This is a genomic window from Streptomyces sp. NPDC004610, from assembly GCF_040609715.1.
Classification (GTDB): Bacteria; Actinomycetota; Actinomycetes; order Streptomycetales; family Streptomycetaceae; genus Streptomyces.
In genome coordinates this window covers 168,230-193,018 of record NZ_JBEXLA010000004.1, presented here as the reverse complement: position 1 = coordinate 193,018, position 24,789 = coordinate 168,230, and the positions used below count along the sequence as shown (strand labels likewise).

Below are 24,789 nucleotides of genomic sequence, written 5' to 3'. Positions count from 1 at the left end.
GCCCCGCAACCCCGTCGCCGAACCGTGACAATCGGCCCTGACCTGTACATTCACCCTCCCCTCCATGATCTACACACCCCGCGTATACATAGTGGGTATACCCCGTGTGTAGAGTGCTCCGCATGTCCATCGGTCACACCCTTCTGGGTCTCCTGGAGTCCGGGCCGCGTCACGGCTACGACCTCAAGCGGGCCTTCGACGAGAAGTTCGGTCAGGACCGGCCGCTCCACTACGGCCAGGTCTACTCCACGATGTCCCGCCTGCTGAAGCACGGACTCGTGGAGGTCGACGGCATCGAGCCCGGCGGCGGCCCCGAGCGCAAGCGGTACGCGATCACCGACGCCGGGATCACCGACGTCCAGGAGTGGCTCGCGACCCCGGAGAAGCCGGAGCCGTACCTCCAGTCGACGCTCTACACCAAGGTCGTGCTGGCGCTGCTGACCCGGCGTGACGCCGCCGGCATCCTCGACACCCAGCGCTCGGAGCATCTGCGGATGATGCGGATCCTCACCGATCGCAAGCGCAGGGGCGATCTGGCCGACCAGCTGATCTGTGACCACGCCCTGTTCCATCTCGAAGCCGATCTGCGCTGGCTGGAACTGACCGCCGCCCGTCTCGACCGACTCAAGGAGGCGGTGGCACCATGACCTCTTCCGCCACGACCCCTTCCGCCATGACCCGTTCCGCCATGCCCCCCGGCTCACTGCTCGCCGCGCACGAACTGCGCAAGGCATACGGCCCCACCAACGCCCTGGACGGCGCCGGGTTCTCCATCCACCCCGGCGAGGTCGTCGCCGTGATGGGCCCCTCCGGGTCCGGCAAGTCGACCCTGCTGCACTGCCTCGCCGGGATCGTCACCCCCGACTCCGGGTCGATCACCTACAACGGCCGTGAGATGACCGCGATGAACGACGCCCAGCGCAGCGCCCTGCGGCGCACCGAGTTCGGGTTCGTCTTCCAGTTCGGCCAGCTGGTGCCGGAGCTGACCTGTGTGGAGAACGTGGCGCTGCCGCTGCGACTGAACGGCACCTCCCGCAAGGCCGCCGAGCGCACCGCCCTCGCCTGGATGGAGCGGCTGGAGGTCGACGATCTGCGGGCCAAGCGGCCCGGCGAGGTCTCCGGCGGCCAGGGCCAGCGGGTCGCGGTGGCGCGGTCGCTGGTGACCGGGCCCCGGGTGCTGTTCGCCGACGAGCCGACCGGCGCGCTCGACTCGCTCAACGGCGAGCGGGTGATGGACCTGCTCACCGAGGCCGCCCGCGCCACCAACGCGGCGGTCGTCCTGGTCACCCACGAGGCCCGGGTGGCGGCCTACTCCGACCGTGAGGTCGTCGTCCGGGACGGGCGTTCGCGGGACATGGAGCGCGCGGTATGAACGCTCGTCAGTGGGCGCGCGATCTCGCCATGGGCGCCCGGTTCGCCTTCTCCGGCCGCGGCGGGCTGATCCGGGCGGGGCTCACCGCGCTGGGCGTCGGTCTCGGGGTCGCCCTGCTGCTGCTCACCACCGCCATCCCGAACGCGCTGAACGAACGGCACATCCGCGAGGAGGCCCGCCAGGACTACACCTTCGATGTCGTGCCCCTGCCGAAGACGGACGCGACCGTGCTGGTCGCCGACAAGGACACCACCTTCCGCGAGAACGACATCCGGGGCCGCCAGGTGCAGCCGGAGGGCGCGAAGGCGACCCCGCCGCCCGGGGTGGCCGAGTTCCCGGCGCCGGGCACGATGGTGGTCTCGCCCGCGCTGAAGGAGTTGCTGGAGTCGCCCGAGGGGGCGCTGCTGCGCGAGCGGCTGCCCGACCCGATCGCCGGCACCATCGCCGAGCCCGGTCTGATCGGCTCGCACGAACTCGTCTTCTACCAGGGCGCCGAGGGCCTGGAACGGCATCTGGGCGACGAGTCCCGCCGGATCGACGCCTTCGGGCGGGACACGGCCACCGACCCCTGGGACCCGGTGCTGCTGCTGCTGATCCTGGTGGTGTTCGTGGTGCTGCTGATGCCGGTGGCGGTGTTCGTCGCCGCGGCCGAGCGGTTCGGCAGCGACGGCCGCGACCGGCGGCTGGCGGCGCTGCGGCTGGTGGGCTCGGACAGTCATATGACCCGCCGGGTGGCGGCCGGTGAGGCGCTCGCCGGGTCCGTGGTCGGACTGCTCTTCGGCACCGGCTTCTTCCTGATCGGCCGCCATCTCGCGGGCTCCGCCGCGCTCTTCGACTTCAGTGTCTTCCCCAGCTATCTGAACCCGACGCCGCTGCTCGCGGTGCTGGTCGCCCTGCTGGTGCCGGCCGCGGCCGTCGCGGTGACCCTGTTCGCGCTGCGCGGGGTGGTGATCGAGCCCCTCGGTGTGGTCCGCGCGGCCAAGCAGCGGCGGCGCCGGCTGTGGTGGCGGCTGCTGCTGCCGCTGGCCGGACTGGCGATGCTGTACCCGATGCTGGGCCAGGGCAGGGGCGAGGGCGAGTTCAACCAGTACCTGGTCACCGGGGGTGTGGTGCTGCTGCTGGTCGGGGTGACCGCGCTGCTGCCCTGGCTGGTGGAACGGTTCGTCGGCCGCCTCGGCGGTGGCCCGGTGGCCTGGCAGCTCGCCGTCCGCCGCCTCCAGCTCAGCAGCGGTACGGCGGCCCGGACGGTCAACGGGATCGCGGTGGCGGTGGCCGGTGCCATCGCGCTCCAGATGCTGTTCACCGGCGTCGAGGGCGACTTCACCAGGGACACCGGGCGCGATGTGCGCAGTGTGGAGATGCAGGTCGGCCTGTCGAGCGGCACCGGCCCCGAGCGGGCCGTCGAACTCCTCGGCGCCACGGAGGGCGTCCGCACGGTCCAGGGGTACGCGGAGGGCTACGCGGCGGAGCGGGGCAAGAACCCGGAGCGGGGCACTTCGGTGACCGTCGCCGACTGCGCGGTGCTGCGCAAGGCCGCGAAGCTGCCGTCCTGCACGGACGGGGACGTCTTCGCCGTCACGGACGCCGACTACGACCCGGACACCGGCGCCCTGGCCAAGCAGGGCCGCACGCTGTACTTCGATCCGTCCTACGACGACCAGCCGGGCGACGAGGTCCCCTGGACCCTGCCCGCCATCAAGCCGGCCGAGGCCAGCAGCGTGCTGACCGGCACCGAGTGGGGCGGTCTGTTCGTGACCCCGAAGGCGCTGCCCGCTCAGCTGCGTCCGGAGCTGACCGGGCAGGTGTATCTGACCTTCGACCGGACCGTGCCGGACGCCTTCGATCTGGCCCGCAACGCCGTCGCCGAGGTCGATCCGCTGGCCAGCGCGATGATGTGGGTCGCCGAAGAGCGCGCCAAACGCTTCGAGGCCATCCGCACGGGCCTGTTCGTCGGCGCCACGGCGGTGCTGATCCTGATCGGGGCGAGTCTGCTGATCTCCCAGCTGGAGCAGCTCCGCGAGCGCAGGAAGCTGCTGTCGGTGCTGGTCGCCTTCGGCACCCGGCGCGGCACACTCACCCTGTCGGTGCTGTGGCAGACGGCGATCCCGATCGTCCTCGGGCTGATCCTGGCCAACGCGGTGGGCCTGACCCTGGGCGCGATCCTGCTCCGGATGTCGGACGCCCCCATCGGCGTCGACTGGCCCAGCGTCCTGACCATGACCGGCATCGGCGCGGGCGTGGTCCTGGCGGTAACGGCCCTGAGCCTGCCCCCACTACTCCGCCTGATGCGCCCGGACGGCTTGCGGACGGAGTAGGCGGGGGGGGGATGGTGCCGGGGGCGTCCGCGGGGGGGGGTGGTGCCGGGGGCGTCCGCGGGGGGGGTGTCGGGGGCGTCCGCGGGGGGGTGTCGGGGGCCTGGGCGGGGACAACGCCCGGTCCCCCGGCCGGGTTTCTTCCGGGGCGCGAGGGTGCTGGGGGCTTGGCCGGGTTTGCAGGGCACGAAGGCGCCGGGGCCCGGCCGGGTTCTTCGGGGGCGCGGGGGTGCCAGGGACCTGGCCGGGTCTTTCCGGGCACGAAAGCGCCGGGGGCCCGGCCGGGTTCTTCGGAGGCGCGGGGGTGCCAGGAACCCGGCCGGGTCTTCCGAGGCGCGAGGGTGCCGGAGGCTTGGCCGGGTTTGCAGGGCACGAAGGCGCCGGGGGCCAGCCGGGTTCTTCGGAGGCACGGGGATGCCGGGGGCTTGGCCGGGTTCTTCGGGGCAGCGAAGCGCCGGGGGCCTGGGCGGGACAACACCCGGTCCCCCGGCCAGGTCTCTCAGGGGCGCGACGGTGCCGGGGGCTTGGCCGGGTCTTCAGGGGCGCGACGGTGCCGGGGGCTCGGCCAGGTTCCTTGGAGGCGCGCAGGCGCCGGGAACCCGGCCGGGTTCCTCGGAGGCACAGGGGTGCCGGCGGCTCGGCCAGGTCATTCAGGGCACGAACGCGCCGGGGACCTGCCTAGGTTCTTCGGGGGCACGCGGCGCCACGAGCCGTCGGGGGCCAGCACCCGGCCCCCACCCCCAGGCCTTTCAGGGGCGCGGGGAACCGCGCACAGTACTCACACCGACCGAACCCGAAATCACCGGCAAGATCAACGCCCCCCTCCCCCCGCTCACCGAACCACCCGCACCGGCAACTCCCCCATCCCCTCCCGCAACACCCCCGCCAACTCCACGTACTCCGCGGAGCGCACCGCGCTGGTCCGCATGGCCAGAGCGACCCGGCGCCCCGGCGCCGCGGCGAACGACGTCGTGAGCAACCGCCCCGACCGCCCCGCCTCCACCCCCACCGCCGTACGCGGCAGCAGCGTCACCCCGAGACCGCCGGCGACCAGCTGCACCAGCGTGCCCAGCCCCGCCGCGGTGGTCGTCGCGGGCACGCCCCCGCGACCGGCCTCCCGGCAGATGTCCAGCGCCTGGTCCCGCAGACAGTGCCCCTCGTCCAGAAGCAGCAGCCGCAGCTCGCGCAGCACCTCGCGCGAAACGCCCTCCCGGCCGCCGAGCGGATGCCCCAGCGGGGTGACCAGGACGAAGTCCTCGTCGAAGAGCGGGAGTTCGGTGACCCCGGGGACACCGAGCGGCACGGCGAGCAGCAGCAGGTCCAGCCGCCCGCCGGTGAGGCCGTCGAGGAGGCTCGCGGTCAGCTCCTCGTGCACCTGGAGGTCCAGGTCGGGATAGCGCTCGTGCACCAGCCGCAGCACCGTCGGCAGCAGATAGGGCGCCACGGTCGGGATCGTGCCGAGCCGCAGCGTGCCGGTGAAGGGGGCGCGGACCGCCTCCGCCTCCTCCAGCAGCGCGCCCATCTCGGCGAGGACCGCCTTGGCGCGGACGGCGAGCCGCTCACCGGCCGGGGAGAGGAGCACCCTGCGGGTGGTGCGCTCCAGCAGGGTGACGCCGAGGGTCTCCTCCAGCGCGGCGACCGCCCCGGACAGCGCGGGCTGGCTCATCCCGATGGCCGCCGCCGCGTCCCGGAAGTGCAGATGCTCGGCGACCGCCGTGAAGGCCCGCAGCTGGGCCAGGCTCGGCTGTCTCCGCCGCCCCGTCGAGTTACTCACAGTCACTGATAACCTCTTCCGATCAACCCGCCCGAGTGTAGCTATTACCGTAATCAATCCAGCGTATGAAAGCATCGAGCACGTCCAACCCATGGGGGGCACCCGCGTCCGAGGTGTCTCCTCGCTGCAAGGAGAGTTTGTGCTCACTGTCGGTGACAAGTTCCCCGAGTTCGAGCTGACCGCCTGTGTCTCGCTGGAGAAGGGCCGGGAGTTCGAGCAGATCCACCACAAGTCCTACGAGGGCAAGTGGCTCGTGGTGTTCGCCTGGCCGAAGGACTTCACCTTCGTGTGCCCGACGGAGATCGCCGCGTTCGGGAAGCTGAACGAGGAGTTCGCCGACCGTGACGCCCAGATCCTCGGCTTCTCCGGCGACTCCGAGTTCGTCCACCACGCCTGGCGCAAGGACCACGACGATCTGCGCGATCTGCCCTTCCCGATGCTGGCGGACTCCCGGCACGAGCTGATGCGGGACCTGGGCATCGAGGGCGAGGACGGCTTCGCGCAGCGCGCGGTGTTCGTGGTCGACCCGAACCGCGAGATCCAGTTCACGATGGTCACCGCGGGCTCCGTCGGCCGTAACCCCAAGGAGGTCCTGCGGGTCCTGGACGCCCTCCAGACGGACGAGCTGTGTCCCTGCAACTGGACCAAGGGCGACGAGACCCTCGACGCGGGCACCCTGCTCGCCGGAGAGTGAGCCCCATGTCCCTCGACTCCCTCAAGTCCCGCATACCGGACTACGCCAAGGACCTGAAGCTCAATCTGGGCTCGGTCATCGGCAACTCCGAGCTGCCCGCCCAGCAGCTGTGGGGCACGGTCCTGGCCACCGCCATCGCCGCCCGCTCCCCGCTGGTGCTGCGCGAGCTGGCGCCGGAGGCGAAGGCGAACCTGACGCCGGAGGCGTACACCGCCGCCCGGTCCGCCGCCGCCATCATGGCGATGAACAACGTCTTCTACCGCACCCGCCATCTGCTGTCGGACCACGAGTACGGCACCCTCCGCGCGGGTCTGCGGATGAACGTCATCGGCAACCCCGGTGTCGACAAGGTCGACTTCGAGCTGTGGTCGTTCGCGGTCTCCGCGATCAACGGCTGCGGGCTGTGCCTGGACTCGCACGAGCAGGTGCTGCGCAAGGCGGGCGTGGAGCGCGACACCGTCCAGGAGGCGTTCAAGATCGCCTCGGTGATCCAGGCGGTCGCGGTCACCCTGGACGCGGAGGCGATCCTCGCCGAGTGACCCCGTGCCGTACGAGGGCCCCGCTCACCCCTGGTGGGCGGGGCTTTCCGTGCCGGTGCCGCCGCCGTCGTCGTCGGCCCGGGGCGCCGGCGCCCCGCCGTCGCCCACGGCCACCGCCGAGTCCTCCACGGGCGGCCGGGCCGCGACGACCTGCCCGGCCCTGCCGTCGTACCGCCCGTCGGAGTAGGCCCGCAGATAGCCGGCGACGGTGTTGGTGACCGCCACCAGCGGGACCGCGACCACCGCGCCGCCGATCCCGGCCACCAGGCCGCCCGCCGCGACCGCCAGCACCACGGCCAGCGGATGCACCCGCACGGCCCGGCCCAGGATGAACGGCTGGAGGATATGGCCCTCGATCTGCTGCACCGCGAGCACCACGACCAGCACCATCACCCCGGTGAACACCCCCTGGGTGACCAGCCCGACGACCACCGCGAGCGCGCCGGAGATGACCGCGCCGACCAGCGGGATGAACGCGCCGAGGAAGATGAAGACGGCCAGCGGGACCGCCATCGGGACATCCAGGACATAGATGCCGAGCCCGATGAAGATGGCGTCGATGAGGGCGACCACCACCGTGCCCCGCACATAGGCGGTCAGGGTGCGCCAGGCGCGCGGACCGGCGCCCGCGACGCCGGGCCGGGCGGCGGCGGGGACCAGCTTCAGCGCCCACTCCCAGATCCGCCGGCCGTCGTAGAGCAGGAACAGCGTGCAGAACGCGGCGAGCGCGATACCGGTCAGCGCCTCCACGATGACCGTGACCCCCTCCAGTCCGGCGGAGGTGATCTCATCGGTGTTGGCGCCGACCGCGTCGCGGAGATTGCCCGCGATGTCGTTGATCTGTTCCTCGGTGACATGGAACGGGCTGTTGAGCAGCCAGCGCCGCAGTTCCTCGATGCCGTCCTGGACCTGGTGGGAGAGGGTGTCGATGTTCTCCATCACCTGCCAGGTGACGAACCAGCCCATCAGGCCCATCACCACGAACCCGAGGATCGCGGTGAGCGCGGTGGCCGGTCCGCGCGGCACCCCGTACCGGCGCAGCCGCGCCACGGTCGGCTGGAGCAGCGCGGTCATCAGCAGCGCGGCCACGAACGCGAGCACGACCAGCTGTACGGCGCTGATGACCCGCATCAGCACCCATAGGGTTCCGGCCAGCACCAGCAGCCGCCAGCTCGCCTCGGCGGCGACGCGCATCCCCCACGGCACGGCGTGCGCCGGGTCGGGGCGGGTGGTGGACACCGCCGGTGGATACGAGGGCGGGGGTGGTACCCGCTCGCCCTTGCCGCCGGGACCCGGGCCCGCATCGGTGTCGTCGTCGTCCGCGGCGGCCCCGGCGCGGCGGCGCTCGTCCAGCCGCTGGCCCATCTCGGTCAGCCCGGCACCCATCCGGCTCAGCCACCCTGGCACTCGCGACATGATCCGTCCTCTTCCCCCGTCCTTCCCCACTACTCCCCCCTGGAGCCCGTCGTGTCAGACCGTACAGGGCAAAAGCCCCTCCCCCTAGGACGGGGAGGGGCTTCACGGGGTTGAGCGCAAGGGCGCGGCGGGGGCCGGCCGGGGCTCTAGTACCAGTTGTTGGCCTGCCAGAACGTCCAGGCGTCACAGGGACTGCCGTAGCGCTCGTTCATGTAGTTCAGGCCCCACTTGATCTGGGTGGCCGGGTTGGTCTGCCAGTCGGCACCGGCGGAGACGTACTTGCCGGCGGGCAGCGCCTGGAAGAGACCGTAGGCGCCCGAGGAGGGGTTGACGGCCTTGTAGTTCCAGTCGGACTCGTGGTCCACGATGTTGCTGAAGCACGTCCACTGGCCGGAGGGCACCATCTGGCGGGCCATGGCCTGGATCTGCGCGACGGTGTAGGAGCTCTGGACGCTGAAGCTGGAGGCGTCGCTGACGGACTCCGACTTCTCGCGGCTGGCCTTCTCCTCGGCCTCCGCCCGCTCCTTGGCTTCCTTCTCGGCCTTCGCCCTGGCCTCGGCGTCCTTCTTCTTCTTGATGGCGGACTTGGCCGCCGCCTTGCGGGCCGCCGCCTCGGCGTCCTTCTTGGCGCTCGCGTCCGCGGCGATGGCCTGGACGTTGGCCTGCTGCGTGAGAGAGGCGATCTGTACCTTGGCCTGCTGGCCGGTGGGTATGTCCGCGAGAAGCGTCAGGTCGGTAGCCGCCGCTTCGGCGTCGTTGTTCTGTGCGGTGCTGCCCGAGGCAACGCCGACAACGCTACCGACGGCGGTGACCGCGGTGGCCGAGGCCACTGCGAATCCCCGGACCGAGATCCGGCTCACACGGTTTCCTTCCAGCATCGCCCGCTTCGGTGACCCTGGCGGACGCTGATCGTGCCCCTGACGCTGGCCTCCCCTACTGCGCGGTCACGGGAGGCACGGGCCCGGTGGGCAACTCCCCTGCGGGGAGCGCCGCGAGATGCTCGGGCGGCATACGGCGTCGCTGTTGAGTTTGCGGTGGTGCGTTGTGGTGCCGTACCCCTCGGGGTACACGAGTGCCGTATGCGGGGCCTGACAGGAACGAGACTCTGCCGCAACCCGGCGCCGGGTGGCAATTCTGTGTTGCGTGTGAAAGCTCACACCCCGCGCGGCCCGGGGGATTTCGGGAAAGGGCGGCGCACGACAGCGCCGCCCGGCTAGGGTCTCCCCTTTGCCGGGCGGCGCCAACTGCCGGATATTCGCCCCGTCGTAGGACGTCCGGGTCAGATCTGTCCGTCCTCCAGCATTTCGGTCACAAGGGCGGCGATCTGGGACCTCTCGGACCGGGTGAGGGTGACATGCGCGAAGAGCGGATGCCCCTTCAGCTTCTCCACCACGGCCACGACCCCGTCGTAGCGGCCGACCCGGAGATTGTCCCGCTGGGCCACGTCATGGGTGAGGACCACCCGTGAGTTGGCGCCGATCCGGGAGAGCACGGTCAGCAGGACGTTCCGCTCCAGCGACTGGGCCTCGTCCACGATCACGAAGGCGTCGTGCAGCGAGCGGCCCCGGATGTGGGTGAGCGGGAGCACCTCCAGCATCCCGCGCGCGGTGACCTCCTCGATGACCTCACGGCTGGTAACCGATGACAGGGTGTCGAAGACCGCCTGTGCCCAGGGGCTCATCTTCTCGGCCTCGGTGCCCGGCAGATAGCCCAGCTCCTGCCCGCCCACCGCGTACAGCGGCCGGAAGACCATGATCTTCTGGTGCTGACGGCGCTCCAGCACCGCCTCCAGGCCCGCGCACAGCGCCAGCGCCGACTTTCCGGTGCCGGCCCGGCCGCCCATCGAGACGATCCCGATGTCCGGGTCGAGCAGCAGATCGAGCGCGATGCGCTGCTCGGCGCTGCGGCCCTTGATGCCGAACGCCTCCCGGTCGCCGCGCACCAGCCGGACGCTGCCCTCCGGGGTGACCCGGCCGAGCGCCTTGCCGCGCTCGGACTGGATGGTCAGCCCGGTGTGCACGGGCAGCGAGGCCGCCTCGGGCACATACACGTGTCCTTCCTCGAAGAGGATGTCCACCTGTTCGGCGGGCAGCGCGAGTTCCGCCATCCCGGTCCACCCGGAGGAGTCCGTGATGGCCAGTTCGGCCCGGTACTCCTCGGCCAGCAGACCGACCGAGGACGCCTTGATCCGGAGCGGGAGGTCCTTGGACACGACGGTGACGTCGAACCCCTCCGCCTGGAGGTTCCGGGCGACCGCGAGGATGCGGGAATCGTTGTCCCCCAGGCGGTAGCCGGTGGGCAGCACGCTGGGGTCCGAGTGGTTGAGCTCGACACGGATGGTGCCGCCCAGCTCCCCGGTGGGGATGGGGGCGTCGAGGCGGCCGAACCGGACCCTGAGATCGTCCAGCAGGCGCAGGGCCTGCCGGGCGAAGTAGCCGAGCTCCGGATGGTGCCGTTTGGCCTCCAGCTCCGTCACGACCACGATCGGGAGCACGACCTCGTGCTCGTCGAAGCGGCTGAGGGCATTGGGATCGGCCAGCAGGACGCTGGTGTCGAGAACATAGGTGCGCCGGTCGGGCTTGTGGCGCTTTGTGCTGGTCACCACGGAAGGACGTACCCCCTCGGATGAGGTCGGGGAGCGACGGAGAGGAGCTGGACCGGTCCTCGGCCCCGTGGCACCACGGGCCGGGAACCGGCCCTCCGCGGCTTCATCCGTGCCGAGACCGCACGGTCGGGCTGGTGCAAAGGGCCTCCCGGGCGGACGGCCCCGTGCCGTCCGCTGAGATCGAGACATCCGTGGTTCGGACGTCGACCTGTCTGCGTTATGCCCTCGAACGAGCGCGGCCATGCCAGGGCATATGACGGCGCTCCGATGAACTCCGCGTTAAGCGGGGTACGTCCGGGTCACATCTGCTATGAGGGAGTACGTCACCTTTGTGTGACCCCGGTGACCGGGGCGGGCGCGGTGCCCGCCGCCTGACCTGCCGTCGGACGGGCGGCGCGGCGGCATCCCGCGCCGGCGGTCAGCCGCCGAAGCGCCGACCGCGCAGGGCGTAGTCGCGCAGCGCGCGCAGGAAGTCGACCTTCCGGAAGGCGGGCCAGAAGACTTCGCAGAAGTAGTACTCGGAATGGGCCGTCTGCCACAGCATGAATCCGGACAGCCGCTGCTCGCCGCTGGTGCGGATGACGAGATCGGGGTCGGGCTGGGCGCGGGTGTAGAGATGGCGGCCGATCATCTCGACGTCGACGGCCTCGGCCAGCTCCTCCATCGTCGTGCCCTTGTCATGGGCCTCCAGCATCATGGAGCGGACCGCGTCGGCGATCTCCTGCCGGCCGCCGTAGCCGATGGCGACATTGACCACTATGCCGTCGATGTCGGCGGTGGCCGCCTCCGCCTCCTTCAGGGTGCGCTGCATCCCGGCGGGCAGCAGATCGGGGGTGCCGACATGGTGCACCCGCCAGCGCCCGTCGGCGCCGAGGCTGCGCACCACGTCCTCGATGATGCCGAGGAGCGGGACCAGCTCCTCCTCGGGGCGGTCGAAGTTGTCGGTCGACAGCAGCCAGAGGGTGACCACCTCGACATCGGTCTCGGTGCACCAGCCGAGGAACTCCCCGATCTTCTCCGCGCCGGCCCGGTGTCCGTGCAGCGTGGGCGAGCCGGAGGCTTTGGCCCAGCGCCGGTTGCCGTCCATGATGACGCCGATGTGCTTGGGCACCTGAGCGTGGTCCAGGTGGCCTTCCACCCGGTGCGCGTACAGCCTGACGAGCAGGCTCCGCAGCGTGTCGCGCAGGTTCACGTGATTGTCAGCCCCTCCGGTACGGATCGGACGGCCCGGCCGAGTGCGGGTCCGGTCCGAGTGGCGGTCCCTTGAGGGGTGTGAGCCTACCCCCGTTCTACGACGGGTCCCCCAAGGGGTGTTGGGGGTGCGGCTGCCTGTGCGGGGCGGGACTCGGGGCGGGGCCGGTGGCCCCTGTCCGGCGGCGGCGCGGGGGCGGGGGGCGCGAGCCGGGCGCATCGGGGGGCGGTCGGGAGAGGGCAGAAAAACGGGCCGGTCCGTGGGGGGGATACGGACCGGCCCGAGGGGGGGCTTCCACCATAACCCTTCGTAAGTGATGCTGCGTGCATCGGCGTGCCACAACTACTCTCCGAAGTCGTCCGGCAACGCCTCGGCACCCGCGGAATGCCCGCTGCACAGGGAATGCATGGCTGATTCTCAGCGTTCGGAGTCCGGCCGGGCGAATCGCCGGAGATCCCTCCGACGGCCTAACCACCGGGCGAACACGCACGCGCGACGGTCCAATCGCCGGGCGAACACGCACGTGGCGCCCCGGGCGAACGGGCACGGCACCGCGCAGCCCCCTCCACCGCGCGGTGCCTACCGCGCAGCTTTGCTCACGCGAATTACCTTGGTCCGAACTTACGCGACGCTCACACCAGATGCGAATCGCCTGCGATAACAATGTGGAGAACCCGTGAACTGACGGACCAGCAGTTTGACTTTTGCCCCGCTTCAGGCGATTTGCCACCTTCCACCCCTCCCGACCAAGAGGTCGGAATCCGTCCTAGTGCCGCCCTACGGTCGCTCCCATGACCATGGCGATCACCTGGCGTGCCGCGAGCGCCCGCAGACTCGACCGACAATTCCTGGCCAATCCTGCGCCGGAGGACATCGGAGTGGCCCGGATCGCGTCCGCGATGCTCGGCGCGCACGCCCAGGTGCTGTCCGCGGCCGAGCTGTCCCTCGGCCTCCGCACCACCGGACGGACCCGGGCCGACGTACGGGCGGCGCTCGCGCCGACGGGCGGCACCGGGCCGGGGAGCCCCGCGCCCGCGGACCCCACCCTGGTGAAGACCCACGGCCCGCGCGGCACCGTCCATCTGCTGCCCGCCGCGGAACTGCCCCTGTACTGCGCCGCGCTGACCGCCGTACCGGCCGGGCCGAATCCGACCGGGCTCACCGGGGAGCAGACCGAGCGGGTGATCGCGGCGGTCGCGGCGGCCCTCGGCGAGCGGGGGCCGCTGACGGTGGACGAGCTGAGCGACGAGGTCGTGGCCCGCACCGGGCCGTGGGCCGGGGAGCGGGTGATGCCGGCGTTCCAGGACATGTGGCCGCGCTGGCGGTCGGTGCTGCACCGGGCCGGGCAGTCCGGCGCGCTGTGCTTCGGCCCGAACCGGGGGCGCAAGGTCACCTATGTCCGCCCGCCCCGCTTCACCCCGCTGGACGCGGACACCGCGCTCGCCGCCCTGGTCCGCCGCTACCTCCACGCCTACGGCCCGGCCACGCCCCGGCACTTCGCGAAGTGGCTGGCGGCACCGGCGGGCTGGGCGACCGGTCTGTTCGGCCGGCTCGCGGCGGCCGGGGAGATCGAGGAGGTCCGTTTCGAGGACGGCCCGGCCTGGCTGGCGGCCGGCGACACCGACTTCCCCGACGCCCCGCCGCGCGGGGTACGGCTCCTCCCCTACTTCGACGCCTACGCCATCGCCGCCCAGCCCCGCGAGCTGCTCTACCCCGGCCCCGCCCACCGCCGGGCCCTCGCGGGCGGACAGGCCGGGAACTTCCCCGTCCTGCTGGTGGACGGCGCCGTCGCGGGCGTCTGGCACCAGCGCCGCCAGGGCCGTCGTACGACGGTCACGGTCGAGCCGCTGAGCCCGCTCGGGGCGCGCCGGACACGGGAGCTGGGCGAGCGGGTGGAGCGCGTGGGCGAGGTGCTGGAGGCGCGGGCGGAGCTGGTGGTGGGCACGGTGACGGTGGGACCGCACGCCTGAGCCCGGAGGGTCCCTGTCAGGGGGTGGTGGGCCTGCGGGCCTCGACGAGCTGGCGGGTGCTGTGGGCGACGAAGGGGCCGTCGGAGCGGAGCCGCGCGTGCAGGGCGCGCAGCTCCGGCTCGTACGCCTCCACGGTGAAGCCGGGGACCATCCAGACGACCTTGCGCAGAAAGTGCACGACGGCGGCGAGGTCATGGAACTCCATCCGCAGCCGCTCCGCGCGCAGGGCGACGATCTCCAGCCCGGCGGCCTCGGCGTCCGCGCGCTCCCGGTCGGGGTGACGGGCGGAGCGGACGGCCTCCGGCTGGGGGCCGAGGAAGTACTCGACCAGCTCGAAGACGCTGGCGGGGCCGACATGCTGGGCGAAGTAGGTGCCGCCCGGGGTGAGCACGCGGGCGATCTCGGCCCAGTGCGGGCGCACCGGGTGGCGGCTGGAGACCAGATCGAAGGCACCGTCCGCGAACGGCAGCGGGGCGTCCTCCGGGGAGGCGACGACGGGGACGCCGTGCGGGCGCAGGAGGGCGGTGGCCCGGTCGACGTTGGGCGGCCAGCCCTCGGTGGCGACGGTGAGGGCCTCGGGGCGGGCGCTCGCACGGCCGAGGGCAAAGGCGAGCACCTCGCCGCCGCCGGTCTGGAGATCGAGCGCGGCGGTGGCACGGCCGAGCCGTCCGGCGAGGGCGAGGGCGTATCCCCAGGAGGGCCGCGCCTCGGTGGCGCGGCCCTCGAACCAGGAGAAGTCCCAGCCGTCGGTGGGGACGGCGAGCGCTTCGGCGACGAGCTCTTCGAAGGTCTGGGTGGTCTTGGGGGTCTTCAGGGTCTCGGAGGTCTCGGGGATCTCAGGGGTCTCGGGGATCTCAGAGGTCTCGGGAGTCTCGGGGGTGGGGTGGTGGTGCGGGTGCATGAGGGGTGGCCTAGGGGATCAGGGGGCGGACTTCCTCGGCGATGAACCGCAGGAAACCCTCCGGGTCGGGTTCGTCGCCGGTGGACTGGAGGATGACGGCGTCGGCACCGGCCCCGGCGAGCGCGCGTACGGCGGCGGCCACGGTGGCGGCGTCGCCCGCGACCCCGCGCGCCGGGTCGTCGGCCCGGCCCTCGGCGGCCAGCTCGGCGCGCACCCGCTGCTCGGCGCCGGGGCCGGTGGCGGCGAGAAGATAGACGACGACCCGGTGGGCGTCGCCCGTGCGTCCGGCGGCGCGGCGGCCCTCCTCGACCGCGGCGAGGGCGCGGCGCAGATCGTCCGGGGTGGTGCCGCTGGTGAGCACGGTCCCGTCGGCCGCCTCACCGGTGAGCCGGAGGGTACGGGGGCCGGTGGCCCCGGCGAGGATCGGCACGGGGCGGGCCGGGGGCCAGTCCAGGGTGACATCGTCCAGGGCGACATACCGGCCGGTGACGGCGAGGGTGTCACCGGCGAGGAGGGCGCGCAGGGCGGTGAGGTGCTCGCCCAGCAGGGTGAGCGGGGAGGCGACGCGGGCGCCGACCTGGCCCATCCAGTCCTGGACCCCATGGCCGACGGCGACGACGGCACGGCCCGGGAACATCCGGTCCAGGGAGGCGACCTCCATGGCGGTGAGGGCGACATTGCGCAGCGGCACGGGGAGCAGTCCGACGCCGACCCGCACCCGCTCGGTCCAGGCGAGGGCCGCGGCGGCGGTGGAGATACCGCCCTCGCGGAAGCAGTCCTCCCAGAGCCACAGCTCCTCGATCCCGGAGTCGTCGGCGAGCCGGGCGAGGGCCCGGAGGCGCTCGGGGGGCAGTTGCGGACGGAACACCACGCCGAGGGTTGTCATGGGGTCTTCCTATCCGGGGGTGGCGTTCGGGACAACTCCTTTGCGGGGGGGGGTGCGAGCGGTGCGGGTGTGGTGGGGTGGGGTGGGGTGGGAGGGGGTGGTCCGGCATGGGTCGGTCGTCGCGGTGGCGGGACGGGGTGGGGGTGCTGGTGGTGCCGGGGGAGGTGTCGGGTTCGGTCCCCTTGCCCGTGCCCGTGCCCGTGCCGGTGCCGGTGCCGGTGGAGATCGCCCGTTCTTATCGCGCCCGGACGAAGGGGCTGCTGGGGCGGGACGGGATCGAGGGGGCGCTGCTGCTGACACCGGCGGGGAGTGTGCACACGTTCGGGATGCGGTTCGCGATCGACGTGGCGTATCTGGACCGCGGGCTGCGGGTCCTCGCCGTCCGCACGATGCCCCCGGGCCGCCTGGGCCTGCCCCGCCTCCGCTCCCGGCATGTCCTGGAGGCGGAGGCGGGGGCGATGGAGGGGTGGGGGGTTCGGGTGGGGGTGCGGGTGGAGGTGCGGGTGGAGGGGAGTTGAGGGGGGTGGTTATCCGGTGCGGGGGAAGGTGACCTCGACGCGGCGGTTCTTCTTGCGGCCGGTCTCGGTGTCGTTGGAGGAGATGGGGTAGTCCTCGCCGTAGCCGCGGACCTCGAAAGTGACGCCGGGGTCGTTCAGCTCCGAGTCGAGGATGTCGTGGACGGCGTTGGCGCGCTCCTTGGACAGGGCGTCGCCGCTGGCGGCGGAGCCGAGGTTGTCGGTGAAGCCGAAGACGCGGACGGTGGTGGCGCCCTGCGTCTCGATCTCGGCGGCGATCGTGGCGATCCGGGCCTTGGCCTCGCCGGTGAGGATGGCGCTGCCCTTGGGGAACAGCACCTCGGCCTGGAGGGCGAACTTGACGTCGGCGTTGGTGTCCTCGCGGCGTTCGTCGCCGCTCTGCTCCTCGACGACGGTCTTGATGTCCAGCACCTTGGGCTCCGCCAGGGTGGCGCCCTCGGGGAGTTTGAGGTCGGGGTCGTTGGGATCGACGTCGACGGGGGCGGAGGCGCTGGGTTCGGTACCGGGCGGCACGCTGGGGTCGTCGTCGGCGTGGGCGGCGGTGCCGGAGAGCAGGAGGAGGGTGGCTGTGGCCAGGGCTAGGGGGGTGGTGAGACGGGGGCGGGTGAGGGGGCGGGGGCGGGTGGAGGTAGGGGTCATGGTCGGGGCCTCATCCGGAGATCTGGATGGGGGCGGCGGCGAAGGTGGGGAGTTGGAAGGTGACTTCGGAGGAATCGGAGGTCGGTGCAGGGAACTGCATGAAGACGGGAATCGAAGCGCCGGCCTTGATCTGGGGCATGTCCGTGGTGGTCAGAGGACGGCCGTCCGTGTCGCGGAGCACGTAGTACCGCTTCTTGGTCCCGGAGTCCACAAGCGTCGCCCCGCCGAGCGACTCGCCGTGCCGCACGATCTCGGTCTCGTCACCACGTGTCTGGATCGGGATCCGGATCGAGTCCGAACCGTCGTTCTTGATCTCTCCGCTCACGGTGACGAATCCACCGGCGTCCCTGACAGCGGACGTGATCGTCAGGATCAGCCCGTCCTCGCCCCGCACCTCGGCAAGTGGTGTGTCCGTGCCTTCCTGGGTGTCGAGGCCGGAGCTGTCACGCTCGGAAGCGGATGCGGATGCCTCCGGCTTCGCGTCGTCTCCGCCACCGCCGCCGCAGCCGGTCACGCCGAGGACCAGTCCAGCCGCAACGGCCAGCGCAGCCATCCCCCTGCGAGCCTTCGCCGTGCACCGAATACTCATGACTCCGCTTCCTTCTCAACTCGTCGTTCGCTTGTCAGTCGGCCAGGTGGACATCGAAGAGATCCTCGGGGCCCGGCAGGTCGATGGGTTCCTCCGGATCCAGCTCCCAGTTCTCTCCGTCACACGAGAGGTCGGGCAGCGCTTCCTCACCGGCGTCCTCACCGGGAAGCTCGAACTCGCAGCGCGGATCGATCACGGCCCGCGCCCGCGCGGTCGCGTGCTTGCCCTCCGTGCCCGGCACGATGGAGTCACCGACGGGCTCGGTGGTCGTCGCCTCGACCACATACGCGAGGAGACCGTCGGCCGTGCAGTCGGCTTCGGCATCGTTCATCGACGCGAGTTCGTAGGCACGCCAGCAGCCCGATTCGATGCCTGCCGCGTTGCCGTCGAAGATCGCCCGCCATTGGGCCGGATCCAGCAGGTCGTCCAGCCAGGCGCCGGTGAGGTCGTCCCGTGTCTCCTGGGCCGCTGCCAACGCGGCGGCGTCTGCCGCGGTCTGGGCGTCGCTCCGGTTGACCGCCGCCTGGCCCACGGCGACGAACGCGAACGCGAGAAGGAGCAGGCCCGCCACCACCGTGATGTAGATGGGAAAGGCCTGCCCCGCGTCACCGGATCTACGAGCGTGGGTCAGCCAGTCAGTTCGTCGATCTGCTCGATGATGGCCTCGTAGATCGCCGAGCCGATGTCCGTCCCCGTGATCGCCAACACAATAGCCACCACCACCGCGATGATCCCCAGGTACTCCACCGCCGTCTGCCCCCGGTCGTCGTCCCGGGCGACGCGGTCCCGATCCCTGACGTACGAGATCGCGGAGTTGATCCAGTTGCCCATGACGCACCCCTCCAGGGTCACCGTGGCCGGTGCCGCTTCCGACGCGGCCACCGTAGTGCCGTGTGGCCTGTCTGCCCCAGGGTCCACGGGCCCAATCCCGGGCCCAGAGCGGGCGCCGGGTCATCGGGCGCCCCACTGGTCGTCGGGAGCCGTTCCCAGCCACTTGGCGGTCGCCTCGGAGCGGGTGTCGCTCTGGAGTTTGGCGAAGATGCGGTTGATGTGGTTCTTGACGGTCTTCTCGGTGATGAAGCACAGCGCGGCGATCCGCTGATTGGTCATCCCGGATGTGATCAGGTCCATGATCTCCGCCTCCCTCGCGCTGAGCCGGAACCTCGCCCGTGCCGCCGATGGCACGGCCCCTGGGGAAGACTGTGCCATAGGAGATTGCATTCGCGAAAGCTGTTTGGGGGAAGAAGTGCCATCGGTAAGGGGGAATTCGTCAGTTGCGTGTGCAGTCGCATCGTAGTCGCGCAGGAGCGCTTCCGTTGCGGTCGGCGTCAGGTGCCGGCGGCCCGCCGTGATGTCGCGGACCGCTGTGACCAGTTGCTCCACCGTGAACTCGCCGTGCACCAGATACCCCCGCGCCCCCAGCCGCAGCGCCTCCCGGACGATCTCGGGTTCGCCGCTGTACGTCAGCATCATGACCGGTGCGCGGGGGGCCAGGTACGGAAGTGCCGAAATGCCGTCCACACCAGGCATCCTGACGTCCAGCAGGACCACGTCCGGCCGGTGCCGGTCCACCGCCTCGCACGCCTCGCGGCCGTCCGCCGCCTCCGCGACCACCGTGAGGTCCGGGCGGCCGGACAGCAGTGCCGTGAGGCCCGCGCGGACCACCGGGTTGTCGTCGGCCACCACCACCCGCAGGCCCCTGACCGGCGGTGGCGAGGGCAGCTCCCCGCGGGGCAGTCCCTCGTACGGGATCGTTCGTGTGCCGGTCATGTGTCTCTCCTCCACACCCTCAGCGGGACGTCCAGCCTGACTTCCGTGCCGCGGGCGCGCTCCCCGCGGCCGATCCGGATCCGTGCCCCGATCGCCGCCGCCCGCTCGACCATGCCGACCAAGCCGAAATGGCCGGATCCACTCAGTTCTTCCAGGGTTGTGTCCGGGGGGAGGCCCCGGCCGTCGTCGGCCACGGTGAGGCGGAGTCGGTCGCCGTGGACCTCGACCGCCGTCTCCACCCGGTCCGCGTGCGCGTGGCGGTACGCGTTCTCCAGCGCCTCCGCCGCCACCGCGAGGACCTGGCGGGCCACCCCGGCGGAGGTCCGGGGGAGCGTCGGTGCGCCCACGTAGGGCGCCGCCAGGCCCGTGCGGGCCGTGAACTCGGCCAGAGTGGCGCGGAGTTCGGGGAGGATGTCCGTGCCGGTCGGTGCGGCGGGGTCGGTTCTGAGGTCGCGGAGGAGTTCGCGGGACTCCGCCGCCGCCCGGCGGGCCGAGCGGGCCACCAGGTCCGCCTGGCGGCGGATCAGCGCCGGGTCGGCTCCGTCGCGGGCCGCGGTCGCCGCCAGGCCCTCCGCGGCGAGGGCGACGCCGTGCAGGGTCTTGGCGACCGAGTCGTGCAGTTCGCGGGCCAGCCGGGCGCGTTCCGCGGCCACCGCCTCCGTGGCCGCGAGCCGGGTGCGGACCTCCGTCAGGGCCTGGGTCGCGGCGCCGAAGCGGAGCATCAGATTGCGCAGGGTCGAACCGACCGCGCCGACGATCACACAGAGGCCGGGCAGGAGCAGGGACTCGGCGAGGGTGGTCGGCCGGTCGCGGTTCAGGGTCGCCTCCACCAGCCACAGGATCAGACCCTGGAGCGAGGCGAACACCGCCGCCGCCCGCCAGCCGTACACCAGGCCCGCCAGCAGCGGGGTGCAGACGCTGACATAGGCCAGGGTGCTGTCCGGGCCCGCCGAGATCAGCAGCAGGGAGCCGAGGGCGGTGTCGGCGGCCAGCAGGGCGGGGTGGCGCAGCAGCAGCGGTCCGAAGCGCTCCCAGTCGCGGAAGAGGACGTACGACACCATGAACGTGGCGACCACCGCCGCGCCGACCAGGGGGGCGCCGAGGCCGGGGCCCGCGTTCAGCAGGGCGGCGGGGGCGGCCACCGCGATCATCGCCAGCCGGAAGCCGAAGACCTGGCGGCACAGCGCCTGGAGGGCGTTCACCTGGAGCGGGATGGCCGGTTCGGGGGCGGGGTCCCGGGGGGCGGCGGAGAGCGGGGGGCGCCGGGTGCCGGGGAACCGCCATCGGCCCCGGGCGGGTCTGGTCGCCCGTGGTGTCGGCAGCGTGGTCATCCGCGTTCCCCGTCCCTACTTCTTTCTGCTGGTTCCTGTGGCCTACTCGCCGGTGAGGGTGCCGAAGTCGGTGCCCGAGCCGAGGAGCAGGCCGGCGGCGAGCAGGAGCATGGTGGCGGGGACCATGAACGTGGTGATCATCATGGTGGCCTTGGGGACCGCGCGGGCCGCCTTGCGGCGGGCGTTCTGGGCGTCCGTGCGGCGCATGTCGCGGGCGAGCGCGACCAGGGTGTCGACGATCGGGGCGCCGAGTTCCTCGCCCTGCTGGAGGGCGGTGACGAACATGGCGACCTGTTCGGAGTCGTTGCGGCGGCGCAGTTCGGCGAACGCCTGGCGGCGGCTCATGCCGAGGTCCATCTGGCGCAGGGTGATCCGGAGTTCGTCGGCCCAGGGGCCCTCGTACTTGGACGAGACCCGGTCCAGGGCCTGGCGGAAGCCGAGGCCGGCGCTGACCACGACGGCGAGCACGTCCAGGAAGTCGGGCAGGGTGCGTTCGATGACGTCCCTGCGGACCCGGATCGCCGACCAGATGCCGACCTCCGTCCAGAACGCGCCGAAGGCGAGGAGGAGGAGGGCTACGAGGTAGTCGCCGCGCAGGAGGAAGACCAGGAAGCCGGTCGCGCCGAGGACACCGTAGACCGCGCGGCGGGCGGCGTAGCGGTCGATGGTGAGGCCGCCGGGGTTGCCGGCCAGGTCTATGCGGCGGCGGTATCGGGCGACCTGTTTGGGGCCCATCAGGCGCAGGACGGCGGGGGCGTAGCGCATGCCCATGCGGTCGACGACGGAGTCGACGGCGCCGGTGCGGGTGGCGCCGACCTCCAGGGCGAGCTGGAGATCGGGCGGGAGCTTGACGTCGGCGCGGTACATCCGGATGCCGGCGAAGACGCCCCAGACGCTGAGGGCGGCGAGGGCCGCGAGGAGGAGTGCCATGGTCGTCGTCGCCTCCCCTACACGTCGATCCGGGACAGGCGGCGGATGAGGAGGAAGCCGATGGCGTAGAGGCCGAAGGCGATGATGACGGCGGCCTGGCCGTAGGGGGAGCCGGTCATCCGGTCCAGGGCTCCCTCCCTGACGCCGTTCATCAGGAACAGGGCGCCGACGCCCATCGCGGGGACGGCGTAGGAGGTCATGCTGACCTGGGAGAGCTGGGTGCGGATCTCGCGGCGGGTCTCCTTGCGCTCCTCCAGGGTCTCGGTGAGGTTGCGCAGGGCGCCGACGACCTGGCCGCCGGCCCGGTTGGCGAGGACGAGGGTGGTGACCAGGACGACGAGTTCGCGCGAGGGCAGGCGCCGGGCCATCTCGTCGAGGGCGTCGTCCAGGGAGGCGCCCAGGGCGAGCTGGTCGGCGACCTTGGCGAGTTCCTCGCCCGCCGGGGCCTCCAGTTCCTCGGCGGCCATGCCGATGGAGGTGCGCAGGGCGAGTCCGGCGTTGGTGGCGTTGGCGAGGATGCGGGCGAGTTCGGGGAGCTGGTTGATGAACTTCTCGATGCGTTTCTGGCGCTGCCAGTTGAGGAACTGGAGGGCGGCGCCGACGCCCAGCAGCCCGGCTATGGGGCCGAAGAAGGGGGCGAGGGCGGCGTGGCCGACCAGCCAGAGTCCGGCGACGGCGACCAGCATCCCGGCGGCGAACTCGCCGGGGGTGATGTCCAGGCCGGTCGCCGCGAGCCGGAGTTCCAGGCGGCGGCCGAGGCCGGTGCGGCGCAGTCGCCGGTCCAGGTCGCGGAAGTGGCGGCGGCGGCCGGTGTCGGGGGCCTGGCCGGTGGCGGTGAGCCGGTCCACCAGGGCGCGGCGCTGGGCGCGTCCGGCGGCGTAGACGTGCACGCCGGCGACGGCGAGCAGCAGGGTGAGGAGGGTGACGCCGATGGTGAGCGTCGTGAGGTTCTCCAGGTTCAGGTTCAGGTTCATGGTCATCGTCATGGTCATGTTCATGGCGGCGGTGGTCGTGGGCATGGCGGCGGGTCCTACCTGGCTTCTCGGGTGGCGAGCATGTCCTCGGTGAGGGCGATGCCGAAGGCCTGCGGGATGGGCTGGCTCGCCATGTAGAGGCGGTCGGCGGTGCGGCGCGGCAGCGGGAAGTAGCGGAAGACGCCGTGGATCCGGCCGTCGGAGGCCATCGGGCGGGCGTCGAAGCGGGCCACGCTCACCAGCCGGTACGGCTCCCCGCCATGGCTGTCGAGGAGGGCGATCTCGGTGATCCGCCGGGTGCCGTCGGCGAACCGGGCGAGCTGCACGATCACATCGACGGCGCTGTTGATCTGGTCGTGCAGGGCGACGAAGGGGATCTCGACGTCGGACATGGAGGCGAGGGTCTGGAGCCGCATCAGGGCGTCCTCGGCGCTGTTGGCGTGGACGGTGGCGAGCGAGCCGTCGTGGCCGGTGGACATGGCCTGGAGCATGTCGAGGGACTCGCCGCCGCGGACCTCGCCGACCACGATCCGGTCGGGCCGCATCCGCAGGGAGTTGCGGACCAGGTCGCGGATGGTGACATGGCCCTTGCCCTCGACGTTGGGCGGGCGGGACTCCAGGCGGATGACGTGGGACTGCTGGAGCTGGAGTTCGGCGGAGTCCTCGATGGTGATGATGCGCTCACCACCGGGGATCAGTCCGGACAGGGCGTTGAGGAGGGTGGTCTTGCCGGTGCCGGTGGCGCCGGAGACGATCACATTGAACTTGGCCTGCACCAGCCCGGCGAGCAGATACAGCATGTGCTCGTCCAGCGAGCCGAAGCCGATCAGCTCCTGGAGGGTGAAGGAGCGGGGGAAGCGGCGGATGGTGAGGGTGGGGCCGGTCAGGGACAGCGGCGGGATGATGACGTTGACGCGTTCGCCGGACGGGAGGCGGGCGTCGACCATCGGGTTGGACTCGTCCACCCGGCGGTTGACGGTGGAGACGATCCGTTCGATGGTCTGCATCAGCTGGTCGCCGGAGGCGAACCGGATCGGGAGCTGCTCGACCCGGCCGCCGCGCTCCACGAAGATCGCGTCGGGGCCGTTGACCATGATCTCGGTGATGGAGGCGTCCTCCAGGAGGGGTTCGAGGATGCCGAGGCCGAGGGCCTCGTCCACCACCCGCCGGATCAGCTGGGACCGTTCGACGGTGGACAGCACCGGGCCCTCGCGGCTGATGATGTGCCCGAGGACCCGCTCCAGCCGGGCGCGGCGGTCGGCGGCGGCCAGTGAGCCCATCTCCGCGAGGTCGATCTCCTCCAGCAGCTTGGCCCGGTAGGAGGCGACCAGATGGCCGTCCTCGCCCCGGCTGCCCTGCTCCTCCGGGGAGTTGATGCGTGCCCTCAGACTCATCGCGGGCCCCCTCTCTCGGTCGCGCTGTCAGTCGGTCTGTCAGTCGCTGTGGTCGATCGGCATGACGGCGGTGCGGGTGGCGGGGCCGAAGTCCCAGCCGGGGACGAGGGACGGGATGTCGACGGTGGCGGTGACCTCGACCTCGTCGCCGAGCCGCCCCTCGGAGCAGGCGGCGTCGAGCCAGTCGCTCACGGCGGCGGTGCAGCCCTGCTGGGCGCCGAGGTCGAGCGAGGCGGCCCGCGCCCCGGCCCGCGCCGCGGTCCCGGCCTGCTGTCCGGCGTAGGCGATCAGCCCGAGCTGGACGGTGCCGAGGGCGACGAGCAGCAGGATCGGCAGGAATCCGAGGTACTCGATGGCGACCTGCCCCCGGTCCCCTGCCCGGTCCCGGCGCCGTCCGGACGGTGATGCGTACGGCATGTCAGCCCCCCTCTCCCGTGTCCTCCTCGACCGCGCCCGCCTGGCCCCGCACCTCGAAGGGAAAGGCGACCGTGCCCGGGAAGAGCACCGGGACGCGCAGGACGACCCGCGCGGTCACGAAGCCCCCCGAGGTCCCGCAGTCCACCTCGGCGTTCCCCGCCCAGGCACCCGGCAGCTTGTCGAGGCCCGCCTCCTGGCAGGCCCCCTGCCGCGCCCCCGGCGCCGCCGCCGTCCCGGCCCGCACCGCCTCGTCGGCGGCGTTGCCCGCGAGGGTGAAGGTGTACCCCAGCAGCACGAACTGCCACAGCAGCACCAGCGTGATGACGATCAGCGGGGTCATCCCGAGGAACTCGATGGTGACCTGCCCACGGTCGTCACGGAGGGCGGAACGGGGGTGGGGCGGGGGCGCGTCGAGCGTGGCGGCCCGTCGCTCCGGCGCCGGGCGGGAACGCGCGGGGGCGGGGGTGGGGTGGGCCGATGCCCGGGGTTGCTCCGGGGGCGAGGCGCGGCGCGCCGGAGCCGACCGGGGCCACGCCCAGCGCGGCGCC

At 72.0% G+C, this 24,789-nt stretch carries 25 protein-coding genes; 7 read left to right on the top strand and 18 right to left on the bottom strand.

Annotated elements, in window-relative coordinates:
- Positions 1-122: 122 nt before the first annotated feature.
- From ABZX40_RS06265 to ABZX40_RS06255, 3 genes are read left to right on the top strand one after another with little or no spacing between them, the layout of a single operon-like run.
- Positions 123-647, top strand: coding sequence for a PadR family transcriptional regulator (locus ABZX40_RS06265; RefSeq protein WP_355737412.1), 525 nt, complete (start codon positions 123-125; stop codon positions 645-647).
- Between the two features lie 26 nt (positions 648-673).
- Entirely contained in the window at positions 674-1,372 is a 699-nt protein-coding gene (locus ABZX40_RS06260) for an ABC transporter ATP-binding protein (protein ID WP_355737838.1), read from the top strand.
- Entirely contained in the window at positions 1,369-3,687 is a 2,319-nt protein-coding gene (locus ABZX40_RS06255) for an FtsX-like permease family protein (protein ID WP_355737414.1), read from the top strand. The genes ABZX40_RS06260 and ABZX40_RS06255 overlap by 4 nt, the downstream gene beginning before the upstream one ends.
- 829 nt (positions 3,688-4,516) lie before the next feature.
- Here ABZX40_RS06255 and ABZX40_RS06250 read toward each other — a convergent pair.
- On the bottom strand, positions 4,517-5,464 hold the full coding sequence (locus ABZX40_RS06250; RefSeq protein ID WP_355737417.1) for a LysR substrate-binding domain-containing protein: 948 nt from the start codon (positions 5,462-5,464) through the stop codon (positions 4,517-4,519).
- A gap of 133 nt (positions 5,465-5,597) precedes the next feature.
- Here ABZX40_RS06250 and ABZX40_RS06245 point away from each other — a divergent pair, with 133 nt between their 5' ends.
- Entirely contained in the window at positions 5,598-6,152 is a 555-nt protein-coding gene (locus ABZX40_RS06245; protein WP_355737420.1) for a peroxiredoxin, read from the top strand.
- A gap of 5 nt (positions 6,153-6,157) precedes the next feature.
- Positions 6,158-6,691, top strand: a complete 534-nt coding sequence (locus ABZX40_RS06240; protein WP_355737423.1) for an alkyl hydroperoxide reductase — start codon at positions 6,158-6,160, stop codon at positions 6,689-6,691.
- Positions 6,692-6,715: 24 nt separating this feature from the next.
- On the opposite strand, the gene ABZX40_RS06235 is transcribed toward ABZX40_RS06240, so the two are convergent.
- The 4 genes from ABZX40_RS06235 to ABZX40_RS06220 all read right to left on the bottom strand — a co-directional run bounded on the left by ABZX40_RS06235 (position 6,716) and on the right by ABZX40_RS06220 (position 11,904).
- Positions 6,716-8,107 carry an AI-2E family transporter gene (locus ABZX40_RS06235; RefSeq protein ID WP_355737426.1) on the bottom strand — a complete coding sequence of 464 codons (1,392 nt, stop codon included), beginning with the start codon at positions 8,105-8,107 and terminating at the stop codon, positions 6,716-6,718.
- 146 nt (positions 8,108-8,253) lie between these two features.
- A complete protein-coding gene (locus ABZX40_RS06230) occupies positions 8,254-8,967 on the bottom strand; it encodes a transglycosylase SLT domain-containing protein (RefSeq protein WP_355737429.1) in 714 nt (237 codons plus the stop codon).
- A gap of 419 nt (positions 8,968-9,386) precedes the next feature.
- Entirely contained in the window at positions 9,387-10,712 is a 1,326-nt protein-coding gene (locus tag ABZX40_RS06225) for a PhoH family protein (protein ID WP_355737432.1), read from the bottom strand.
- Positions 10,713-11,130: 418 nt separating this feature from the next.
- On the bottom strand, positions 11,131-11,904 hold the full coding sequence (locus ABZX40_RS06220; RefSeq protein WP_355737435.1) for an isoprenyl transferase: 774 nt from the start codon (positions 11,902-11,904) through the stop codon (positions 11,131-11,133).
- A 791-nt stretch (positions 11,905-12,695) separates the two neighbouring features.
- Between ABZX40_RS06220 and ABZX40_RS06215 the strand changes: the two genes are divergently transcribed.
- Positions 12,696-13,874 carry a winged helix DNA-binding domain-containing protein gene (locus tag ABZX40_RS06215; protein ID WP_355737438.1) on the top strand — a complete coding sequence of 393 codons (1,179 nt, stop codon included), beginning with the start codon at positions 12,696-12,698 and terminating at the stop codon, positions 13,872-13,874.
- Positions 13,875-13,890: 16 nt separating this feature from the next.
- Here the strand turns inward: ABZX40_RS06215 and ABZX40_RS06210 are convergent, their stop codons facing one another.
- Both ABZX40_RS06210 and ABZX40_RS06205 read right to left on the bottom strand, forming a co-directional pair.
- The gene (locus ABZX40_RS06210; RefSeq protein WP_355737440.1) at positions 13,891-14,775 is read right to left on the bottom strand and encodes a class I SAM-dependent methyltransferase; all 885 of its coding nucleotides are present in this window, start codon (positions 14,773-14,775) and stop codon (positions 13,891-13,893) included.
- Between the two features lie 10 nt (positions 14,776-14,785).
- Complete coding sequence (locus ABZX40_RS06205; RefSeq protein WP_355737443.1) at positions 14,786-15,661, bottom strand: LLM class flavin-dependent oxidoreductase; 876 nt, start codon at positions 15,659-15,661, stop codon at positions 14,786-14,788.
- Positions 15,662-15,768: 107 nt separating this feature from the next.
- On the opposite strand from ABZX40_RS06205, the gene ABZX40_RS06200 reads away from it, so the two are divergent.
- Complete coding sequence (locus ABZX40_RS06200; RefSeq protein WP_355737447.1) at positions 15,769-16,179, top strand: DUF192 domain-containing protein; 411 nt, start codon at positions 15,769-15,771, stop codon at positions 16,177-16,179.
- Between the two features lie 9 nt (positions 16,180-16,188).
- Here the strand turns inward: ABZX40_RS06200 and ABZX40_RS06195 are convergent, their stop codons facing one another.
- The 11 genes from ABZX40_RS06195 to ABZX40_RS06145 all read right to left on the bottom strand — a co-directional run bounded on the left by ABZX40_RS06195 (position 16,189) and on the right by ABZX40_RS06145 (position 24,581).
- Positions 16,189-16,836: an OmpA family protein gene (locus ABZX40_RS06195; protein WP_355737450.1), complete on the bottom strand. Its 648-nt coding sequence runs from the start codon at positions 16,834-16,836 to the stop codon at positions 16,189-16,191.
- A 10-nt stretch (positions 16,837-16,846) separates the two neighbouring features.
- Positions 16,847-17,425 carry a hypothetical protein gene (locus ABZX40_RS06190; protein ID WP_355737452.1) on the bottom strand — a complete coding sequence of 193 codons (579 nt, stop codon included), beginning with the start codon at positions 17,423-17,425 and terminating at the stop codon, positions 16,847-16,849.
- Positions 17,426-17,459: 34 nt separating this feature from the next.
- A complete protein-coding gene (locus tag ABZX40_RS06185) occupies positions 17,460-18,056 on the bottom strand; it encodes a pilus assembly protein TadG-related protein (protein WP_355737840.1) in 597 nt (198 codons plus the stop codon).
- Positions 18,053-18,256 (bottom strand): hypothetical protein, encoded by a 204-nt coding sequence (locus tag ABZX40_RS06180; RefSeq protein WP_355737843.1) that lies wholly within the window; start codon positions 18,254-18,256, stop codon positions 18,053-18,055. The genes ABZX40_RS06185 and ABZX40_RS06180 overlap by 4 nt, the downstream gene beginning before the upstream one ends.
- Before the next feature lie 120 nt (positions 18,257-18,376).
- A complete protein-coding gene (locus ABZX40_RS06175; protein WP_355737455.1) occupies positions 18,377-19,195 on the bottom strand; it encodes a response regulator transcription factor in 819 nt (272 codons plus the stop codon).
- Positions 19,192-20,526, bottom strand: coding sequence for a histidine kinase (locus tag ABZX40_RS06170; RefSeq protein ID WP_355737458.1), 1,335 nt, complete (start codon positions 20,524-20,526; stop codon positions 19,192-19,194). The genes ABZX40_RS06175 and ABZX40_RS06170 overlap by 4 nt, the downstream gene beginning before the upstream one ends.
- 42 nt (positions 20,527-20,568) lie before the next feature.
- The gene (locus tag ABZX40_RS06165; protein ID WP_355737461.1) at positions 20,569-21,456 is read right to left on the bottom strand and encodes a DUF5936 domain-containing protein; all 888 of its coding nucleotides are present in this window, start codon (positions 21,454-21,456) and stop codon (positions 20,569-20,571) included.
- A 17-nt stretch (positions 21,457-21,473) separates the two neighbouring features.
- Positions 21,474-22,418: a type II secretion system F family protein gene (locus ABZX40_RS06160; RefSeq protein WP_355737845.1), complete on the bottom strand. Its 945-nt coding sequence runs from the start codon at positions 22,416-22,418 to the stop codon at positions 21,474-21,476.
- A 68-nt stretch (positions 22,419-22,486) separates the two neighbouring features.
- The gene (locus tag ABZX40_RS06155) at positions 22,487-23,824 is read right to left on the bottom strand and encodes a CpaF family protein (RefSeq protein ID WP_355737464.1); all 1,338 of its coding nucleotides are present in this window, start codon (positions 23,822-23,824) and stop codon (positions 22,487-22,489) included.
- 39 nt (positions 23,825-23,863) lie between these two features.
- Positions 23,864-24,241 (bottom strand): TadE/TadG family type IV pilus assembly protein, encoded by a 378-nt coding sequence (locus ABZX40_RS06150; RefSeq protein WP_355737467.1) that lies wholly within the window; start codon positions 24,239-24,241, stop codon positions 23,864-23,866.
- Position 24,242: 1 nt separating this feature from the next.
- Positions 24,243-24,581 (bottom strand): pilus assembly protein, encoded by a 339-nt coding sequence (locus tag ABZX40_RS06145; RefSeq protein ID WP_355737848.1) that lies wholly within the window; start codon positions 24,579-24,581, stop codon positions 24,243-24,245.
- Positions 24,582-24,789 lie beyond the last annotated feature (208 nt).

Coding starts and splice junctions, on each gene's coding strand:
- ABZX40_RS06265 (WP_355737412.1), top strand. CDS start 123: ATGTCCATCGGTCACACCCTTCTGGGTCTCCTGGAGTCCGGGCCGCGT.
- ABZX40_RS06260 (WP_355737838.1), top strand. CDS start 674: ATGACCCGTTCCGCCATGCCCCCCGGCTCACTGCTCGCCGCGCACGAA.
- ABZX40_RS06255 (WP_355737414.1), top strand. CDS start 1,369: ATGAACGCTCGTCAGTGGGCGCGCGATCTCGCCATGGGCGCCCGGTTC.
- ABZX40_RS06240 (WP_355737423.1), top strand. CDS start 6,158: ATGTCCCTCGACTCCCTCAAGTCCCGCATACCGGACTACGCCAAGGAC.
- ABZX40_RS06235 (WP_355737426.1), bottom strand. CDS start 8,107: ATGTCGCGAGTGCCAGGGTGGCTGAGCCGGATGGGTGCCGGGCTGACC.
- ABZX40_RS06215 (WP_355737438.1), top strand. CDS start 12,696: ATGACCATGGCGATCACCTGGCGTGCCGCGAGCGCCCGCAGACTCGAC.
- ABZX40_RS06210 (WP_355737440.1), bottom strand. CDS start 14,775: ATGCACCCGCACCACCACCCCACCCCCGAGACTCCCGAGACCTCTGAG.
- ABZX40_RS06205 (WP_355737443.1), bottom strand. CDS start 15,661: ATGACAACCCTCGGCGTGGTGTTCCGTCCGCAACTGCCCCCCGAGCGC.
- ABZX40_RS06200 (WP_355737447.1), top strand. CDS start 15,769: ATGGGTCGGTCGTCGCGGTGGCGGGACGGGGTGGGGGTGCTGGTGGTG.
- ABZX40_RS06195 (WP_355737450.1), bottom strand. CDS start 16,836: ATGACCCCTACCTCCACCCGCCCCCGCCCCCTCACCCGCCCCCGTCTC.
- ABZX40_RS06190 (WP_355737452.1), bottom strand. CDS start 17,425: ATGAGTATTCGGTGCACGGCGAAGGCTCGCAGGGGGATGGCTGCGCTG.
- ABZX40_RS06180 (WP_355737843.1), bottom strand. CDS start 18,256: ATGGGCAACTGGATCAACTCCGCGATCTCGTACGTCAGGGATCGGGAC.
- ABZX40_RS06175 (WP_355737455.1), bottom strand. CDS start 19,195: ATGACCGGCACACGAACGATCCCGTACGAGGGACTGCCCCGCGGGGAG.
- ABZX40_RS06170 (WP_355737458.1), bottom strand. CDS start 20,526: ATGACCACGCTGCCGACACCACGGGCGACCAGACCCGCCCGGGGCCGA.
- ABZX40_RS06165 (WP_355737461.1), bottom strand. CDS start 21,456: ATGGCACTCCTCCTCGCGGCCCTCGCCGCCCTCAGCGTCTGGGGCGTC.
- ABZX40_RS06155 (WP_355737464.1), bottom strand. CDS start 23,824: ATGAGTCTGAGGGCACGCATCAACTCCCCGGAGGAGCAGGGCAGCCGG.
- ABZX40_RS06150 (WP_355737467.1), bottom strand. CDS start 24,241: ATGCCGTACGCATCACCGTCCGGACGGCGCCGGGACCGGGCAGGGGAC.
- ABZX40_RS06145 (WP_355737848.1), bottom strand. CDS start 24,581: ATGACCCCGCTGATCGTCATCACGCTGGTGCTGCTGTGGCAGTTCGTG.